Raw genomic sequence first — 17984 nt, 5'->3', positions numbered from 1 at the left:
CTCGCCAATTTGTTCCATCTTGTATACGATGGGAGTAACGAAACTTCGAGGTGATACTATGTTTCCAACTATGCGTGCCCAAGAATTGAAACACATCGTCCATACGGACTCGATTCGCTTTATTGATTGTCGTTATTCATTAAACGACGCCTCATACGGAAAGTATGTGTATCGACAGGGGCATCTCCCGAACGCCGTCTTCCTCGATTTGATGGAAGATTTATCCGGTCCCGTGTCCATTCACGGCGGACGCCATCCACTGCCGTCAAAAGAAGCATGGACCGAGACGCTTCGCCGGATCGGGATTCAAAAAGATGACTTGATCATCATTTACGATGACGGATTCCCTTATGCCGCCCGTGCTTGGTGGTTATTCAAATGGGCCGGCCATGAGCGTGTCATCGTGCTCGAGGGCGGGATTCAGTCCGGAATCACTTACTGCGGCGAGACGACGACGGACGTTCCGTCCTACCCCGCCTCAGATTACGTCCCAGCGTTCCAAGACGAGATGATTGCGACGATTGAAGACGTCCGTGCCGCCACGGTCACGGGCGGGCTCTATGATTCACGGACGGCCGACCGGTACGACGGCAGTCATGAACCGATTGATCGCAAACCGGGCCATATCCCGAACGCCGTCCTTTGTCCGTATACCGAAGCCGTCACCGACCTCGGCACGCTTCAAGATTTTCATGATTTGAGAGAGCTGTACGCCAACGTCCTCGACGTCCCCAACCCCATCTTCTATTGCGGGAGCGGAGTCACCGCCTGCGTGAACATTTTGGCGTTACACGCCCTCGGTAAAGATGACGTCCGGCTGTACCCAGGGTCTTACTCTGATTGGATCAGTTATCCAGAAAACACGGTCCACCCGTAACGGGTGGATCGCTTTTTTTATTTCACGCTCGTCGGTTTGATGTTCCAGACGGCGTTCGCGTATTCCGTGATCGTCCGGTCACTCGAGAAGATTCCCGATTTGGCCGTGTTGACGATTGAACTCTCGGCCCAGCGTGCCTTGTCCGAGAACACCTCGTCGACGCGTCGTTGCGCCTGCATGTAAGACGCGAAATCTTTCAACACGAGGAAATCGTCATTATAGACGAGAAGCGAGTCGAAAATGGCTTGGAATTGGTATTCTCCGACTTTGTCGAACGTTCCGTTGACGAGGGCATCGACGACGTTACGCACTTCCGTGTTCGCATGATAGATGTCGGCCGCGTGATAGCCACCGAACTTCTTGTAGTTCATGACTTCTTGTGGTGTCAATCCGAAGATGAAGATATGATCGTCCCCGACCGCATCGCGAATCTCGATATTGGCCCCGTCGAGCGTCCCGATTGTGAGCGCACCGTTCATCATGAACTTCATGTTGCCGGTACCTGACGCCTCGTAGCTCGCCGTCGAAATCTGTTCACTCAAATCCGAACCTGGGAAGATTCGCTCCGCCATCGAGACGCGGTAGTTCTCGAGGAAGACGATCTTGATGAAGCGGCTCGCCCGCTTATCGTTGTTGATCATGGCCGCGAGCGCGTTGATATAGCGAATGACTTCTTTCGCGTAATAGTAGCCCGGCGCCGCCTTCGCACCGAAGATGAACGTCCGTGGCACCATCGTGAACGTCGGGTCCGCTTGAATCTTCTGATAGAGCGCGTGGATATGCATCGCGTCCATCAATTGACGTTTATAAGCGTGGAGCCGCTTGACTTGAACGTCAAAAATCGACTCCGGGTCGACGGCGATGCCCGTCTCTGCTTGAATGTAGCCGGCGAGGTCAAGTTTGTTCTGTTGCTTCACGTTCATGACCTGTTCTTGGAAGCTCGCATCTTTTGACACGCCCATCAACTTCTCAAGATCGTTCGGGTGTTCGATCCATGACGAACCGATCGCATCGGTGATCAAGTTCGAGAGTCGCGGATTTGACTTGAGGAGCCAGCGGCGATGCGTAATCCCGTTCGTCTTGTTGTTGAAGCGCAACGGGAACATCTCATACAAATGACGCATCTCACGTTGTTTCAAGATATCGGTATGGATGCGGGCGACTCCGTTCGTCGAGTGCGAGCCGACGACGGCAAGGTTCGCCATGTTGATGTGTTGGTTCGACACGATCGCGATCTCGCCCATGTGCGGCTCGAGATGTGGATAGTTGACGAGCACATCTTTACAGAAGCGGCGATTGATTTCGGTGATGATTTGATAAATGCGCGGCAATAACCGTTCATACATCTCGACCGGCCACTTTTCGAGCGCCTCGGCGAGAAGCGTATGGTTCGTGAACGACATGACGCTCTTCGTCACACGCCACGCCTCATCCCACCCGTAACCGTGGTCGTCCATTAAAATCCGCATGAGTTCGGGAATGGCCACGACCGGATGCGTGTCATTGATGTGGACGGCGTAATGGTCGCCCAAGTGCTTCAACGATTTATTATGACGTAAGTAAGACGCGATCATTGACTGAACGCCCGCCGAAACGAAGAAGTACTGTTGCTTCAAGCGCAACACTTTTCCTTCATATGTCGTGTCGTCCGGGTAGAGGAACTCAGAGATGGTCGCAATCGACTGCTTGTATTTGAGCAAGTCTTTGTACGAACCTTTCGTCCGTTCCATGTACTCCTCGTCATCAAACGGTGACTCGGCGTTCCAAAGACGGAGCGTGTTGACGACATCGTTTTTGTAGCCGATGATCGGCATGTCGTAAGGCACGGCTCGGACGACTTCATCCGGATGGTGGACGACGCGAAGCCGGTCCCCAATTTGTCGCATCTCGATCCAACCGCCGAAATTGACGTCGACAGCCCGGTCAGCCCGGCGTGTCTCCCACATGTTGCCATCACGGAGCCAGTTGTCCGGCAACTCGACTTGATAGCCGTCGACGATCTTTTGTTTGAACAAGCCGTAACGGTAACGAATCCCGTTCCCGTGCCCAGGCAGGCTGAGCGCGGCGAGGGAATCGAGGAAACATGCCGCCAAACGACCGAGTCCGCCATTCCCAAGCCCCGGTTCCGGTTCATATTCCGTGATGTCGGTGAAGTTGAAACCAAGTTCGTCTAACCCCTCTTGCACGACTTCTAAGACGTCCATGCTGAGCAGGTTGTTATACAGAAAACGGCCGAGTAAAAATTCAAGTGAGAAATAAATGACTTGTTTACTCTGTTTTTCTTCGTGCTTGTCGCGGGTGTTGATCCATTTCGGGATCGCCTGTTCGCGCACCATCGTTGCCAACGTTTGATACACTTCCTGCTCGGTCCCTTCATCAAACGACTTTCCGTTTAATGCGACGAATCTCTCTTGAAATGAAGTGACGAAGCTCTGTTTATCTGTAAACATATGTGTGTAAAACTCCTTCCGGTCATGCGAATAGGTGATACAACTCACGGTATTGCTTCGCGGATTGTTTCCAGCTGAAGTCCGCAGTCATCGCTTGATGGACGAGGGCGTTCCAATTGTTGTCGTCGTAGAAGACACGAATCGATTTCTCAATCGTCGCGAGCATCTCGTGGGCGTTGTAATTCAAGAAACCAAATCCCGTACCCTCTTGTGTGTACTCATTATACGGCTTGACCGTGTCGCGTAACCCACCCGTCTCGCGGACGATCGGGAGCGTCCCATAGCGCATCGAGATAAGTTGGCTCAGACCGCACGGCTCAAAGCGCGACGGCATGAGGAATGCATCCGATCCCGCGTAAATCAAGTGTGCGAGTTCAATGTCGAAGCCGATATACGACCCGACCTTGCCTGGATGCGTCGCCGTCATCTCGTGAACGATGCCCTCGTATTCGGGTTGACCCGATCCGAGGAAGACGAACTGACAGTCCAAGTTTCCGAGCTCTTCACTCACGGCTTCGATCAAATCGAGCCCTTTTTGCTCGACGAGTCGACTGACAAAGCCAATCAACATGATGTCGTCACGTACTTCGAGACCAAACCGCTCTTGCAGGACGCGCTTGTTGACGAGCTTCCCTTCCTTCACCGTATCGAGGTCATACGTTTGCGCGATGCGCTTGTCCGTGCTCGGGTCGTTCGTCGCCAAATCAAGGCCGTTCAAGATGCCCCGGACGTCAACTGACCGGTACCGAAGCGCCGCGTCGAGTCCTTCCCCGTAGTACGGTTCCATAATCTCGTCGCGATACGACGGACTGACCGTCGTGATTTGATCGGAATGAACGATTCCGGCCTTCATGTAGTTGACGAGACCGTTATGTTGAATCCCTTCTGCTGTGAAGTGTTCCGGACCGAACTGTAACAGCTCGCCGAGGACCGCTTCCGGGAAGATGCCTTGATATTGCAGGTTATGGATGGTGAACACCGTACGGATGCGTTGATACGCCTCGAGGTGTTGATAATGAATCCGTAAAAAGGCCGGGACGACGCCCGTTTGCCAGTCGTGACAATGGAGCACGTCCGGGATCTCCTCTGCTTCGAGTTTCCCGATCATCTCAAGGACGGCCCGAGAGAAGAATGCGAACCGCTCGGCATCATCGTAATGGCCGTAGAGCACGCCTTCCCGTTTGAAATAGTACTCGTTATCGATAAAGTAGAACGTGACCCCATCGCGCACAAGTTTCAGGACGGCACCAAACTGCTTGCGCCATCCGACCGGTACGATCAAGTCGAATAGATACTCCATCTCGTCCACATATTCCTGAGCAATCGAGCCATACTTCGGCATAACGACACTCACATCTTCACCGAGGCCAGACACCGCTTGAGGGAGCGAGCCGATGACATCGGCAAGCCCCCCCGTTTTCATGAACGGTGCCGCTTCTGAAGCGACATACCATATTTTCATAATATCCCCCTTTAAACCGTTGTCCGTTTTCCGATGACGATCGGTTCGTCGACCGTACCTCGAATGACTTGTCCTCGTTTGACGACCACTTCTTTATCTAAAATGGCGTTCTCGACGACAGCGCCTTCTTCGATGATCGACTTGGATAAAATGATTGAGTTTTTGACACGGGCGTGCTCACTGACGACGACACCGCGGAAGAGAATACTGTTTTGAACTTCTCCGCTGATTTTACAGCCGTTTGCAACGAGCGCTTCATTCACTTTCGACCCTTTCAAATAACGGGTCGGCGGCTCATGTTTAATCTTCGTATAGATATGCGGGAAGTCATAGATAATCCCTTCCTGACGAAGTAAGCGCATACTTTCATTATAGTATGAAAGGACAGAATGAATCACCTGCATTTTTCCAGTATAGTGATAGCCGTGTACGTGCAGACGATGAAGCTGCGGACGGATGACACCGTCGAGCAAATCGTACTCGCCTCTTGACGTCGCTTCGTCGACGAGACGAAGGAACAAGTTTTTCGACATGATGATCGTCTCGGTATACGTATACTCATCGTCCGGGGTGTATCCGCGCTCACCGATGCCGACGACACGGTCGTTTTCGCCGAGACGAATCGGGCGGCAATAGCCGCATTTTTGTTCGTGTCCGGTATAAGCGAGTGTAATGTCCGCGCCCATTGATTTATGATGCTCGAGCATGTCTTGGAAGTCGATCGTCGTCAACACGTTCGATCCGGTGATCACGACGTACGGCTGTTTGCTGCGTACGAAGTGTTCGCGGTGCATCGAGAAGTTGGCCAAGTCGCCGAGGTACGCTTCCCCGTCAGGCTTGAGCGCCGGCGGGAAAATGTGTAGCCCGCCTTGCGAACGGTCCAAATCCCATTCTTTCCCTGAACCCAAGTGGTCCATGAGCGAGCGATATTTATCGAGCGTGAAAATACCCACTTGGTTGATGCCTTGGGTAATCATATTCGTCAATGTAAAATCAATCAGGCGATAACGCCCAGAGAACGGGACAGCCGCTAAATTGCGATGCCCCGTAAATTCTGGAAACAAGCCCTCTTCGGTCCCTAGGTTGATGACCCCTAACAAATCATTCGTCAACAGTAACGCCTCCTTGCGTCGGTCTTTTTTTAAATTAAGCACGTTGTTTGAAGACTGTGCCGCTCTCGATATTTTCATGTGGTTCAATGACAACGATCTCACCACCCGGCTCACCGACCGTCGCACCGTCCTCAATGACGGCACAGCTCGCGACGATGGCTCTATGAATCGTTACATCTTTTCCGATTCGTGCTCCAGGCATGATAACCGAGTCTTTGACGAGCGAGCCTTCACCGACGCGCACATCATAGAACAAAACTGAATGTTGGACTTCGCCCTCAATCCGGCAACCTTCATTGATGACCGACTGTTCGACACAGGCATCTTTGCCGATGAACTGTGGCGTCTGGTTCGGGTTGACCGAGTAGATTTTAAAGTCCGGATCATATAGATCAAACGGTGGATCTTCTTCGAGTAAGTCCATGTTGGCTTCCCAAAGCGATTGAATCGTCCCGACGTCTTTCCAGTAACCTTTGAATTTATACGCGAACACGTCTAAACCGTCGAGGAGCGTGTTCGGAATGATGTTTTTACCGAAGTCGAAGCTTGATGTCTCGTCTTCTGCATCTTGAATCAAGTGCTCCCGTAGCACTTTCCAGTTGAAGATATAAATCCCCATCGAAGCCAAGTTGCTCTTCGGTTTCTCCGGCTTCTCATCGAACTCATTGATGCGAAGATCATCGCTCGTGTTCAAGATCCCGAAACGCGGTGCTTCGTCCCAAGGGACTTCCATAACTGAAATCGTGACGTCTGCTTGCTTCTCTTTATGGAAATCGAGCATCTTCTCATAATCCATCTTGTAAATGTGGTCCCCCGATAGGATCAACACGTACTCCGGATCGTAATCGTCGATATAGCTCAAGTTCCGATAAATCGCATTGGCCGTACCTTCGTACCAGTTTTTTCCCGACTGCGCTTGGTATGGCGGTAAGATGGCCAAGCCTCCATTGCGGCGGTCCAAGTCCCAGGCCGACCCGATGCCTAGGTAACGGTTCAACTCAAGCGGTTCATATTGTGTTAACACGCCCACCGTCGTGATTCCCGAATTGGTACAGTTCGATAATGGAAAATCGATGATCCGGTACTTCCCTCCAAAGTTGACAGCAGGCTTCGCTGTCTTCCGTGTGAGAGGCCCGAGTCGTTTCCCTTCTCCTCCTGCGAGGAGCATCGCAACCATTTCTTGCTTCATAGTACAGCCTCCTAAATTCATAATATAAACATCTATTACCCTCTTTCTCTATTTCCTAATGTATTCCTGCTCAAATTATTATATGATAACGTTTACATTTTGAATTTTATCTAAAGATTGACGATATAATGAATAAAGAGAGAGGTGAGACGATGCGAGCGTGGATTGGGACACTATTTTTTGCCGGTTTGCTAGCCACCGGTCTGACAATCAGCGGGGCGTTGAAAGAGGAGATTGAACAGACGAAGCAGATTTTGACGTGGGGCGAAAAGACAGTCGATGCGGCCCCGCTCGCTTCGAAGCATGCCGTCACATTGACGTATAAAGGCGGGACAGAACAGCTCTATTTGAGCGGCCGACGTGATGACGTCTCCGTCGCCCGCTTGCCGGCCCATATCCGTGAGGCGATCATGGTCATTGAAGATCGTAAGTTCAACGCCCACCCCGGGTACGACCTCGGCGGGATTGCCCGGGCGTTCATTCACAACGCCAATGAATCGTCGTTACAGGGCGGAAGTACGATTACGCAGCAGTTGGCTCGTAACGTGTATTTGACGCACGAGCGGACATATGAACGTAAAGTGAAAGAACTTTTACTCGCTCGAGCCTTGGAAAAACAATATAGTAAGAAAGAAATTATGACCGCCTACAGTAACGTCATCTTCTTTGGATATAACGTTTATGGCATCCAAGCAGCTGCCGATACGTACTTTGCTCGTCCGCTCGAAGATTTAAATTGGAATCAAATCGCTTTCCTGTTGACCGTACCAAACAATCCTTCCCTCTATGATCCGCTCCAACCTTCATCCGGATTTTATGAGCGTAAGGACCGCATCCTCACTCAACTGCGGGATGCCGGCGTGCTATCGAAGCAAGCTTACGAGACGCACCACGGTGTGAAGCTGAAGGCGACCTATCGCCAGCACGTCGTCCGCTATCCCGATTATATGGATACGGTCATGAAAGAAGCGATCCGACTCGTCCGCTCACGTTACGATCTCGATGAAGACGCGGCCAGAGACTACTTGGCGACGAATCAAGCGACGATTGACACGTATCTGTCTGTCGCCCGACAGCAACAAGCAAAACAAGTGATGACGAAACTGCCGAACGGTTTAAACGGTGGCTATGCTGAATTGACGCCGAAAGGCCGGATCGTCGCCCTCGTTGATTCAGAAATGACTCAGAGCGGTGAATTCAACCGGGCCACGCAAGCGTTCCGTCAACCCGGGTCGGCCATCAAGCCGGTCCTCGTCTTCGCGCCTTTCATCGAAGAGACCGGTGCGAAACTCGATACGATCCTTGATGGCCGGCCGGTCTGTTACGGAACATATTGTCCGACAAACAGCGGCAATCGCGTCCTCGGGGATGTATCGTTCCGCGATATGGTCGCATACTCTTACAACACGCCGGCGCTCGCTGCCTTCACCGCGATTGACCAGGAAACGGCGTTCGTCACGGCCGACCTAATGTTCAGCCAATGGGACGCTAAAACGGATAACAGCCTGGCCAGTGCGCTCGGCGGATTGACTCAGGGCGTGTCACCGAAAGAACTCGCCGCCGCCTATACCCCTTTCTTAAATCAAGGGGTGTACGTGTCAGGTCAAACCATCAAACAGATTCGTTTCGAGTCGGGAGCCCCAACGCTCACGCCAAGCGTGACGCAACAAGCCGTCTGGTCGAAATCGACCGTCGCGACGATGCGCGAGGCGTTGTCTTCCGTCACGACGTACGGGACCGGACGGTATGCCGGTCAAATCAAACGCCCTTATGTCGGCGGCAAGACCGGTACGACGAACTCGCATAAGGACATGTGGTACGTCGGCTTGACCGATGAGACAATCACGGCTATCTGGCTCGGTGCCGATACCCCTCGGCCGTTCCCGGAACTCGCCAATCGGGCCTATCCTGCCATCATTTGGACAGAAGCCCATCGCTAAAATAAGGTCAGGGACAGTTGTCCCTGACCTTATTGCTGTTTTCGATAAGTATGGTATCCGTAACTTCCCCATGACTCAAACAGTTCATCCTCATGAATCAGCTTCCACGGATTGAACAACGTCTGCCCGTTCTTGTTGAAGAAGAGTCCGTTGCCGAGCGAATATGTCGCGTGTTGAATTCGAACGGCATCATCAACGAACGTGAGCACGTCCCCTCGTTCGGTCAGTTCCGACTCGATTCTCATTTGACACTCCCACGGCTAAAGCCGCAAGCCCATCTCTTCAGGATGGGTGGGATTCTGAAGTGCCCGTGCGGACGCAGGCCATTTCTGTTTTGTCCGAGCCTTCAGATAAGGGTGTGCCATCACCCCTCCTGAGACAGACCCTATAGGTTCTCAGGCTGGTTGACTGTCACCATCAACCACAGGTGCGTATCGGATGTTCATCGCACCGACTAAATCTCTATGCTTGTTGAATCCGCATGAACACGAATAGGTTCGATCTTTCGCTTTATTTCGGCTTCCGCAAGAAGGACATGTCTGAGATGTGTATGCAGGGTTGACATATTCGACCTTGATTCCTTCTAACTTCGCCTTGTATTCGATGAATGTGGCTAAGCGATAGAACGACCAGGTGTGCAGGTTCTTGGCGTTTTTACGGCTTGTTCTTGCCGTCTGTCGGATGTTCGCCAGTCTTTCGAGGCGGATGACAGAGATGTGGTTCTCTTTCGCGAAGTCGACGATCCCACGGCTCACCTTGTGGTCCTTGTCTCGCATCCAACGCTGTTCTTTGTTGTCCAGTTTCTTGATCGCATTCAGTTTCTTCTTTTGACCGAGCTCTTTCCGCTTCGTCCGGAACTTGCGTTTCATGTACTTGTTCTCGCGCCCGTTCCCGAAGAACCGCGCCTTTTCGCAATCGGTCGATGCGACGGCAGGGACTTTCAGACCGAGGTCCACCCCGAGCACCTTCGTTTCTGTTTTTTCTGTCGTGCGAATCGTGACGGCGATCTGGGCGATCCACTTGGTCGACTTCTTCGTGATGCGGAGCGTCCCGAGCTTGTTGGCGAGGAGGGTCGCGTTCCGGTTGTCCGGGTCGACCATGTCGGCGCGGATGGCCGTCTTCTTCACCTTCCCGTCGATGATGATCGGGAGGGAGACCGACTCGAAGTCGAACGAGTAGTTCTGGTTGTTCCAGGTGCAGTATGGCTTCTTGAGGACCGGGACGACCTGGAAGTCCTTCTTCTTCGCCCTCTTGAACATGCTCTTCGCGTCCTGGATGGCCTGGTTCTTGACGGCGCTCGGCAGGTCCGCCGTGACATGTTTGCTCGTCAGATTCAAGCTCTCCCGGGCCTGCACCATGGCCGCGACGAGCTGGTTCGCCGTGCGGATGTAGGTATCCATCATCCGCTCCAAGATGGCCTGTTGCGCTTTCGTCGGATGGAGTTTGATGTTCACGGTCAATGTCTGCGACACGGTCTCATCCCCTTGTCTTTTGTTCCTCGACATAACGTTTGATGGTCTCGCTGGAGACGTTTCCCGCCGTCGACACGAAGAAGGATCTCGTCCAGAGGCTCGTGAGATGTGTGAGGTGCGGGAACTCCTCCCTGAGCCGCTTCGACGAGACGCCTTTGATGCGCGCCATGATGTCGGACGGGCTAATGGATGGCAATGCGGATAAGAATAGATGCGTGTGGTCCCGGTCGCACTCGATGGCGAGGAGGTGGATGTCGAGCCCTTCACAGACATCGTGGACGATCTCTTTGAACCGTCGCTCGAACAGGTCGTCATCGAACAGTTTTCGGCGATACCTCGGGCAGAACACGAAATGATAATGGAGCATCGACACGGTGGTGTTGGTTCTTCGATAGTTGTTCATACGTTTATCGTATCACTTTGTTTATTTAAGCGATACATTTTCTCGGGATAAGATCATACTTGTTGATTTCTGAAATTCCGACTAGCGGAACTCCGAAATCAAGCTCACGTTCATCCCATCACTGAAGCAGTGGGCTTTCTCGTTCGCAAATTCTGTAAGATGAGATACGGCACATCATCTACCGTGACCCTCGAAGTCGCCAACGAATCGATTTCCATGTCAGTCGCCGGGAAAACGAGCCCTCGTCCGACCGTGACTTGATAGGCAAGCAACTCGCGCCTCACTTCTGGCGGCAATGTCTCGATCCAACTAGGCGGCGCATGCAGGACGTACGGCACTTCCCAATCAATCGTCCAATACGTATAGGCGTTGGCAACTCGGACGTCCCGGTAAGACGGGTGTGTGTCAAATTCTGCTTTCGGGATGATCAACACTGACACCTGTGCGCCTAATTGCGTAACGAGATGCTCGTCCGCCATAAACAAGTCCATCGGTGGCACCATCGACGACATCCACTCCTGGACGACTTCTTCGGCCGGGATGAGGGAAATCGTCGTGTTCACCGTCATAGGATGATATCCCCGACCGAGTTAAACAAGCGGAGCATGGCCCAAGCGAGGCCGCTCAACAGGATGGCCCACATCATCGCTTGAATCAAGAGCAGACCGATTGCCCGAAACGTCGACATCAACTGACTGACTTGCCATATGTAATAGAACAAATAGAGGACGAATGTGCCGAGCAATACCGCGATGACGGCAAGGAGCGAGTTCAGGAACAAGAAGCTGATTCCCGACCCGACCAGAAAAATCGTCGCCCCTGGCTTGAGACGATGGAGCGAGCTGCCGTTCGTCTCACGCGCAAAGAATGCGAATCCGAGTTGATTGAACGTGTCGGCCACGAGCTTGAAGGCGCTGAACAGCATGAAGTAAATGGTAAAGAACACGACGAGCACGAGCACTTTTGACTCCTGTACGGACAACAGGGCGATAATCTCGCTGTAGACACCGACACGGGTCAGCCATTGAATCACATACTCGCTCGTGGCGATCGCAAGCGACATCGAGAACAGAATAATCCCAATCAACGGGGCATAGCTTAACAAGTACACGTTTGTTTTCATATCGGCTCCAATTTCACAAGAATTTCTCATATTCAGTGCAAATCTATTATCAAGTATATTATAATATTCGTAGTCACGGAGAACAAAAGGGGGATTTTCAGATGGGTTTGTTACTAATGGTCGGAATCAGCGTCGTCTTCCTCGCAGCTATCTTCACAGCTGGATACAACAGAAAACCTGAAGGTAATCAATAAGAGCCGAGATTCTCACGAATCCGGCTCTTTTTTTATTTCAATCCAGCATATCCTTGTTGACGGAGCGCCTCATAAACGATGATGGCCGCCGTGTTTGAGACGTTGAGCGACCGAACGAGGTTCGATTGGGGTAAACGGATGCAGCGATCGAGGTTGTCCTCGATCACTTCCATCGGCAACCCTTTCGTCTCGCGTCCGAAGACAAAGAAATAATCTTTATCAACCGCAGACACATCGAGGTCACTTGGGTACTGTTCCCCATACTTGGTAATGTAGAAGAACTCTCCGTCCGGGTGTTTGGCCCACAGTTCATCGAGCGAGTCGTGATAACGAACGTCGACGAATTGCCAATAGTCGAGCCCGGCCCGTTTGAGCATTTTGTCGTCCGTCGAGAAACCTAACGGACGAATCAAATGGAGCACGGAATTCGTCGCCGCACATGTGCGCGAGACGTTACCCGTATTTGCCGGGATTTCTGGTTGGAACATTACTACATGGATTGCCATAATCTACTCCTCACTTCACTTGTTCGAGATCAAGTAATCGTTGTTTTTGATGAAGGCCGCCTCCGAACCCGGTCAGTTGCCCTCCGCTGCCGACGACGCGATGGCATGGGAAAATGACGGGCAACGGATTGCGGTTCAACGCCTGGCCGACCGCCCGAACCGCTTTCGGGCGGCCGATCTGTTCAGCGATTTGTTTATACGAACGCGTTTCCCCGAATGGGATCGTCAATAACGCATCCCATACTTCTTGTTGGAAGACGGTCCCCTTCATCTCGATCCACTCGCAGTCAGACGGTTGAAGCCCATTTTGCTCCACGCGTTCAATCAGGTCGGTCAGCCAACTCGGCGCCGATCCGTCATCTGCTTCCGTCTCCGCAAAGTCTAACGCGCATAGCTTCCCTTGCGCGTTCAATTCATACGCCAATGTACCCCATTTAGATGACACGGTCTTCACGGTCCCACTCCTCTCGGAACAATCGAATCTCTTCATGTACGAGCTCCGACGTCTCCGTCGACTCGATTTGTCGATAAATCGTCTCGGCTTCGGCTCCGAGAATCGCACCAATCGCCCAGACGGCCGTCGCCCGCATGTCTTCGCGCTCATCTTGTCGAATAAAGTCTTCGAGCACCGGCACGGCCGATGGTTCCCGATAATGGGCCAACGCTAAAATCGCATTTCGCTGAATCGGCTTTTTGCCGCGCCATGCGCCAGACAGATGGCCAAACTTCGCTTTGAACTCCCGATTGCTCAAGTTCAGTAACGGGACGAGCAACGGTTTGACGATTTCAGCCTCAGGAAGCAGTTCCTCATGATGGCGCCAATCTTTTTTCCGATTATACGGACAGACTTGTTGGCACGTGTCGCAACCGTAAAGCCGCCCGCCGAGCTTCGAACGAAACTCGCGTGGCATAAGTGTCTTCATTTGCGTCAAATAGGCGATACAACGTTTGGCATCGAGGACACCTGGTTCGATGAGCGCCGTCGTCGGACAAGCCGTCATACATTTCGTACACTCGCCACAGCCGTCCTCAATCATCTCGTCCGGCGGTAAGTATGTGTCGAGGATCATCTCCCCTAAATAAAGGTACGACCCCTTCTCGGGCGAAATGATGGAACAGTTCTTGCCGCTGAAGCCGATTCCGGCCCGTTCGGCGACAGCACGGTCGACGAGTTCTCCCGTGTCGACCATCGAGCGTGTCCGGACGCCCGGGACGAGCTGTTCAATATACGCTTGCAGTTGCTCAAGCCTTGAGCCGACGGCGCGATGGTAGTCGAGCCCCCACGATGCCCGGGCGAACAAGCCCCGCCGTTCATCGGCAACACTTCGCGGCGCATCTTTCAATTTGCTCGGATACGCGATGGCGATGGCGATGATCGACTGCGCCTCGTCGAGCAACAGCGTCGGCGTCGTCCGTTTGTCCAAGTCAGGCTCCTCGAACCCCGAGGCGAAACCCTTCTCTTGCTGCTTCACGAGACGTTGCTTCATGACGATGAACGGGTCGGCGGTCGTCACTTTCAACTCGTCAATCCCGATTGTCGTCGCATATGCTACAATCTTCTGTTTGAGTGTCTCCGGGTCCATCCCGTTCATCGAATCACCTCTTTCGTGTCTATTTTCGCATACAAAAAATCTCCCCGCCAGTCGGCAGAGAGATGATGAAGCGGGTGAAGAGAATCGAACTCTCGTCATCAGCTTGGAAGGCTGAGGTTTTACCATTAAACTACACCCGCATGGTTCAAATGAGTCGTCTGTAAAAGCGACTACAATCAATATACATCTATACCTTTAGGAAGTCAATACTTTTGAAAAAATTTATTTGATAGCTTATGAAATCCATACTTAATGGTGTATGAATACATATAATTCCCTTATCTCTCTTCTTCAAACCATATCTCACTATAAGATAAACGTCGCGGTATAAAAATATCCTGCCGACTCTGTCGGCAGGAAGTTCTATTACAATGACGATGTCTTTGGTTCCCGAAGCAAATGTTTAATATCTCGGAACGTGACGAACGTCTTGTTTTTAGCATCATATAGCTTATAGCGCAGCGATTTCAAACTAGAGAACAGACCGATCGTCGTCGCTTTCTGGAGCGGCGGTGTCGCCGAATGGGCTTGTTCAAGGTTATAGTTCGGTACGCGTGGGCTCAAGTGATGCACGTGATGGAAACCAATATTTCCCGTCACCCACTGCAACACTTTAGGCAACTCGTAATACGAGCTCCCTTCAATTGCTGCTTTCACATAATCCCATTCGCTCTCGTCCTCAAAATACGAGTCTTCGAACGTATGTTGGACATAGAACAACCAAATCCCGAGGACGCCTGCCGTGAACATCGTCGTTCCTTGAACGATCAAGAATGCTTTCCATCCGACGAGCGCGATGACGAGTGCGTAGAGCACGACGAGAGACAAGTTGATGAGATACGTGTTGTTGCGCTCTTTCTTACGTGCGTCTTTCCGGTTGAAGCGGCTCGTGATAAGGATCAGGAACAAAGGTCCAAGGCCGAACATGACGAGCGGGTTACGATAGAGACGATATTGGAGACGAGTCCACTTCGAAGCTTCGACGTACTCTTCGATTGTCATGACCCAAATGTCACCAACTCCCCGCTTATCTAAATTCCCACTCGAGGCATGGTGAATCGAATGCTCTCGTTTCCACTTCTCATACGGGAATAACGTCAAGATACCCATGATCGTCCCGACGATGGCGTTCGCTTTCTTATTTTTGAAAAACGAACCGTGCGTGCAGTCGTGGAAAATGATGAACATCCGGACGACGAAGCCTGCTGCCACGATGGCGAGCGGGATGGTCAAGAAGACCGAAATTTGGAGCGCCTGATAGGCAAGGATCCAGGCGGCAAGAAACGGCAGGATCGTGTTGATCATCTGCCGGACGCTCTTCTTCACGTCGGCCTTTTCAAACGGCGAGACGTGTTTCCGGAGCTGGGCGATTTTTTCTTTACTCATGTACAACTTCCTCCTCAATTGCATACAGCGTTGACGACAACAAAAATGAAATATGAAACCAACTACACTATGATAGTGACGACGGCATCCATCGCCATAAGAATCAATTTGTCATAAAAATATTATTACCAGGTAATTATATCACATCATATAGAATAAATCGTTCATTCCATAACAGTAATTGAATCAATTATTATTTCAGTCTCAATAATTCCCATTAAAATTCCTTATATGGAATTATTAATATATAAAGTGTGTTAGACTCCAATTATGTAGAGATAGGAGGAAATGTTATTGTTTCAGAAAATAAAAAATTTGATCACACCTAAGCGATTGATCATTATGGCGAGCGTCTTTATCTTGCTTATCCCAGTCTTCTTTGTCAGCTATACGTTCTATAAAAATTTGAGTCAAGGCGTCGAAAATAAAGACCTTGATGACAAATATGCAAAGCGAGTCAAAGAGTTACAAATCGAAGTTTCTAAAGAAGACCCATTAGATCGGAGAGGCAACTCCACCGCAAAGACGCGTGTTGAATTGGAGGTCTCCTTCAATGAAGAGAAACCGAGCCGAACTGGATTGATTAAAAACATGCACTTGATGACACATCAAAAAATATCGGCCCGTTCCAAATGGGGAGCGATTCCGATGACCCCAGACAATATACAACAGTCCGCTGACTATTTGGAGCTCCTAAAAACTAAATTCAAAATTGGTGACAGTATGTACTCGGAATTGAAAACGATGCTCGATCACTGGTCGCAAGGTGACTTCTCTCAAGCGGACAAGGAACAAGATCGTTTGTTGTACTTCCTCCAAGCGAGTAGAGGTTTCTCGAACGGATTAGCTACCAAGAACGAAGAAGAACTCTTTATCTTAAACAACTTCGGACCTGAATATTTGAACACATTGGACGAAACGACGTACACGTCATATAAAGAATCATCTCAATGATGATTCTTTTTTGATTGATGCAAAAAACTCTAACACGAGTGTACCTTGCATAGTTCAGCTTCTTAACACTTCTGCCCTATTCTTTATGCGTCGCTTCCCTTTCTCCATTCTTCTTGGTTTTAGATATACAAAAAAAGACCCTAGCCTTAGCTAGGATCTACGGATACCGGTGGTCGGAGTCGAACCGACACTCCAGAGGAACACGATTTTGAGTCCCGAATCAAATTTAATTCTCTTACTTATGTTGTATATCAACGCTTCTGCATTTTCATTAAAATTCGTTCAACACGACTACTACAAACATACTTCTAAGGCTGCCATTTCGTCAACCTCTTACGCAATGTACTTATTAATTAGAGCGAAATCATTTGATCTTTGATGTAACTTTCTTTCTAGTTACTAGTAGATTGTAAAACACTAAGTTTACTCTTAATTACCTCTAGTCTTTCATTGATTTCTTTAATTCTCGCCTCATTATTCTTTTCTACATCTGCCTTGCAATCACTGCCATCAATCAAATCCCTTGTTGTCTTAAAGCTATTTAAGTCTTTATCATTTGTATAAAGTTGATATAAAATAGCTTGCAAATATTTTTCTGTTTTTTCATGATCATTTTTATAATTTACTTTATTTAAATGATTTTGAAGTAATGGCATCATAATAGCTACAAAAATAGCATAATACGCAAGGTTATTTGAAAATTCTTCTTCATTTATTGACAGAGGCTCGAATTGAAAAATTATCACAGGCAGGATAAGAGTAATTATCGGCATCATCGAAAACTTTTTAATTAACTTATCAATAGGTTTCGATTTCTTTTTCAGCAATAACTTATGTCTTAATTCTTTTAATAAAGGATGACCTAATTGTAATGTAGATTTTTCTTTCTCCAAATCAACTCTTTCATTTTTTAACTCTGTAATTTTAGCTTGCTTGCTCTGTTCTGTCATAACTATCTCCCTTTTATAATAAGATAAGAAAAGTTAGAAGGATTAATATAATTACCACATGTTAAACTTTTCGTTAGTAAAGATAACTAAAAGTACTCTTATTAATTATAAAATTAAACAATGTACTTATTAAATCGAGCGAAATTCTTATTTTTATAGTAATGAATCAATCGCTGCTCATGAATTAACGCATCTCGCCGTTCTGAATACTCTGCAACAATTTCATACTCCAAGTCACTAGACTGCATCATCTTGCGATGATCAACATTCCGACGATTCGTATATCTGTGTAATGCAAAATAGGAGTGCAGAAGTGTGCAACGGAAACGTACACAACTCTGCACTCCTATTTTAGAAAAGAAAAAGGACTTGCC

General features: G+C 49.8%; 17 protein-coding genes, 1 tRNA gene and 1 pseudogene. 3 read left to right on the top strand and 16 right to left on the bottom strand.

Annotated elements, in window-relative coordinates; all coding sequences use genetic code 11:
* Window positions 1-58 precede the first annotated feature (58 nt).
* Window positions 59-877 carry a sulfurtransferase gene (locus tag KNP78_RS10875; protein WP_251128239.1) on the top strand — a complete coding sequence of 273 codons (819 nt, stop codon included), beginning with the start codon at window positions 59-61 and terminating at the stop codon, window positions 875-877.
* 17 nt (window positions 878-894) lie between these two features.
* Here the strand turns inward: KNP78_RS10875 and KNP78_RS10870 are convergent, their stop codons facing one another.
* The 4 genes from KNP78_RS10870 to KNP78_RS10855 are packed head-to-tail and all read right to left on the bottom strand — an operon-like array spanning window position 895 to window position 7090.
* The gene (locus tag KNP78_RS10870; protein ID WP_034776498.1) at window positions 895-3327 is read right to left on the bottom strand and encodes a glycogen/starch/alpha-glucan phosphorylase; all 2433 of its coding nucleotides are present in this window, start codon (window positions 3325-3327) and stop codon (window positions 895-897) included.
* A gap of 22 nt (window positions 3328-3349) precedes the next feature.
* On the bottom strand, window positions 3350-4789 hold the full coding sequence (glgA, locus tag KNP78_RS10865; protein ID WP_214752365.1) for a glycogen synthase GlgA: 1440 nt from the start codon (window positions 4787-4789) through the stop codon (window positions 3350-3352).
* Window positions 4790-4800: 11 nt separating this feature from the next.
* The gene (gene glgD, locus KNP78_RS10860) at window positions 4801-5901 is read right to left on the bottom strand and encodes a glucose-1-phosphate adenylyltransferase subunit GlgD (protein ID WP_214752363.1); all 1101 of its coding nucleotides are present in this window, start codon (window positions 5899-5901) and stop codon (window positions 4801-4803) included.
* Between the two features lie 34 nt (window positions 5902-5935).
* Window positions 5936-7090 (bottom strand): glucose-1-phosphate adenylyltransferase, encoded by a 1155-nt coding sequence (locus KNP78_RS10855; RefSeq protein ID WP_131438225.1) that lies wholly within the window; start codon window positions 7088-7090, stop codon window positions 5936-5938.
* 152 nt (window positions 7091-7242) lie between these two features.
* Here KNP78_RS10855 and KNP78_RS10850 point away from each other — a divergent pair, with 152 nt between their 5' ends.
* Complete coding sequence (locus KNP78_RS10850) at window positions 7243-9030, top strand: transglycosylase domain-containing protein (protein WP_251128534.1); 1788 nt, start codon at window positions 7243-7245, stop codon at window positions 9028-9030.
* Between the two features lie 29 nt (window positions 9031-9059).
* On the opposite strand, the gene KNP78_RS10845 is transcribed toward KNP78_RS10850, so the two are convergent.
* The 10 genes from KNP78_RS10845 to desA form a co-directional block, all read right to left on the bottom strand.
* The gene (locus KNP78_RS10845; protein WP_214797194.1) at window positions 9060-9275 is read right to left on the bottom strand and encodes a hypothetical protein; all 216 of its coding nucleotides are present in this window, start codon (window positions 9273-9275) and stop codon (window positions 9060-9062) included.
* A gap of 150 nt (window positions 9276-9425) precedes the next feature.
* Window positions 9426-10502, bottom strand: a complete 1077-nt coding sequence (locus tag KNP78_RS10840; protein WP_214797195.1) for an RNA-guided endonuclease InsQ/TnpB family protein — start codon at window positions 10500-10502, stop codon at window positions 9426-9428.
* A 4-nt stretch (window positions 10503-10506) separates the two neighbouring features.
* Window positions 10507-10905: an IS200/IS605 family transposase gene (gene tnpA / locus KNP78_RS10835; RefSeq protein ID WP_138858715.1), complete on the bottom strand. Its 399-nt coding sequence runs from the start codon at window positions 10903-10905 to the stop codon at window positions 10507-10509.
* A 110-nt stretch (window positions 10906-11015) separates the two neighbouring features.
* Window positions 11016-11474 (bottom strand): hypothetical protein, encoded by a 459-nt coding sequence (locus tag KNP78_RS10830; protein WP_214797196.1) that lies wholly within the window; start codon window positions 11472-11474, stop codon window positions 11016-11018.
* Entirely contained in the window at window positions 11471-12028 is a 558-nt protein-coding gene (locus KNP78_RS10825) for a DUF5366 family protein (protein ID WP_021066738.1), read from the bottom strand. The genes KNP78_RS10830 and KNP78_RS10825 overlap by 4 nt, the downstream gene beginning before the upstream one ends.
* 226 nt (window positions 12029-12254) lie before the next feature.
* On the bottom strand, window positions 12255-12728 hold the full coding sequence (gene trmL, locus KNP78_RS10820) for a tRNA (uridine(34)/cytosine(34)/5-carboxymethylaminomethyluridine(34)-2'-O)-methyltransferase TrmL (RefSeq protein ID WP_034776487.1): 474 nt from the start codon (window positions 12726-12728) through the stop codon (window positions 12255-12257).
* Window positions 12729-12738: 10 nt separating this feature from the next.
* Window positions 12739-13173 (bottom strand): methylated-DNA--[protein]-cysteine S-methyltransferase, encoded by a 435-nt coding sequence (locus tag KNP78_RS10815; RefSeq protein ID WP_214797212.1) that lies wholly within the window; start codon window positions 13171-13173, stop codon window positions 12739-12741.
* Window positions 13163-14311 (bottom strand): tRNA epoxyqueuosine(34) reductase QueG, encoded by a 1149-nt coding sequence (gene queG / locus KNP78_RS10810; RefSeq protein WP_138860337.1) that lies wholly within the window; start codon window positions 14309-14311, stop codon window positions 13163-13165. The genes KNP78_RS10815 and queG overlap by 11 nt, the downstream gene beginning before the upstream one ends.
* A 78-nt stretch (window positions 14312-14389) precedes the next feature.
* Window positions 14390-14460 (bottom strand) — tRNA-Gly (locus tag KNP78_RS10805).
* 226 nt (window positions 14461-14686) lie between these two features.
* Complete coding sequence (desA, locus tag KNP78_RS10800; RefSeq protein WP_214824235.1) at window positions 14687-15706, bottom strand: Delta(5) desaturase DesA; 1020 nt, start codon at window positions 15704-15706, stop codon at window positions 14687-14689.
* A gap of 294 nt (window positions 15707-16000) precedes the next feature.
* Here desA and KNP78_RS10795 point away from each other — a divergent pair, with 294 nt between their 5' ends.
* Window positions 16001-16660 carry a DUF6241 domain-containing protein gene (locus tag KNP78_RS10795; protein ID WP_214824232.1) on the top strand — a complete coding sequence of 220 codons (660 nt, stop codon included), beginning with the start codon at window positions 16001-16003 and terminating at the stop codon, window positions 16658-16660.
* A gap of 392 nt (window positions 16661-17052) precedes the next feature.
* On the opposite strand, the gene KNP78_RS10790 is transcribed toward KNP78_RS10795, so the two are convergent.
* A complete protein-coding gene (locus KNP78_RS10790) occupies window positions 17053-17610 on the bottom strand; it encodes a hypothetical protein (RefSeq protein ID WP_214824229.1) in 558 nt (185 codons plus the stop codon).
* Between the two features lie 113 nt (window positions 17611-17723).
* Window positions 17724-17984: pseudogene (locus KNP78_RS10785) on the bottom strand (hypothetical protein); the annotation flags it as partial.

The organism is Exiguobacterium sp. s28 (assembly GCF_018618135.1).
In the GTDB taxonomy this organism is placed as follows: domain Bacteria; phylum Bacillota; class Bacilli; order Exiguobacteriales; family Exiguobacteriaceae; genus Exiguobacterium; species Exiguobacterium mexicanum_A.
The sequence above is the reverse complement of the archived record's forward strand: the minus strand, read 5'-3'. Positions and strand labels throughout refer to the sequence as shown.

Coding starts and splice junctions, on each gene's coding strand:
- KNP78_RS10875 (WP_251128239.1), top strand. CDS start 59: ATGTTTCCAACTATGCGTGCCCAAGAATTGAAACACATCGTCCATACG.
- KNP78_RS10870 (WP_034776498.1), bottom strand. CDS start 3,327: ATGTTTACAGATAAACAGAGCTTCGTCACTTCATTTCAAGAGAGATTC.
- glgA (WP_214752365.1), bottom strand. CDS start 4,789: ATGAAAATATGGTATGTCGCTTCAGAAGCGGCACCGTTCATGAAAACG.
- KNP78_RS10855 (WP_131438225.1), bottom strand. CDS start 7,090: ATGAAGCAAGAAATGGTTGCGATGCTCCTCGCAGGAGGAGAAGGGAAA.
- KNP78_RS10850 (WP_251128534.1), top strand. CDS start 7,243: ATGCGAGCGTGGATTGGGACACTATTTTTTGCCGGTTTGCTAGCCACC.
- KNP78_RS10845 (WP_214797194.1), bottom strand. CDS start 9,275: ATGAGAATCGAGTCGGAACTGACCGAACGAGGGGACGTGCTCACGTTC.
- tnpA (WP_138858715.1), bottom strand. CDS start 10,905: ATGAACAACTATCGAAGAACCAACACCACCGTGTCGATGCTCCATTAT.
- KNP78_RS10830 (WP_214797196.1), bottom strand. CDS start 11,474: ATGACGGTGAACACGACGATTTCCCTCATCCCGGCCGAAGAAGTCGTC.
- KNP78_RS10825 (WP_021066738.1), bottom strand. CDS start 12,028: ATGAAAACAAACGTGTACTTGTTAAGCTATGCCCCGTTGATTGGGATT.
- trmL (WP_034776487.1), bottom strand. CDS start 12,728: ATGGCAATCCATGTAGTAATGTTCCAACCAGAAATCCCGGCAAATACG.
- queG (WP_138860337.1), bottom strand. CDS start 14,311: ATGGACCCGGAGACACTCAAACAGAAGATTGTAGCATATGCGACGACA.
- desA (WP_214824235.1), bottom strand. CDS start 15,706: ATGAGTAAAGAAAAAATCGCCCAGCTCCGGAAACACGTCTCGCCGTTT.
- KNP78_RS10790 (WP_214824229.1), bottom strand. CDS start 17,610: ATGACAGAACAGAGCAAGCAAGCTAAAATTACAGAGTTAAAAAATGAA.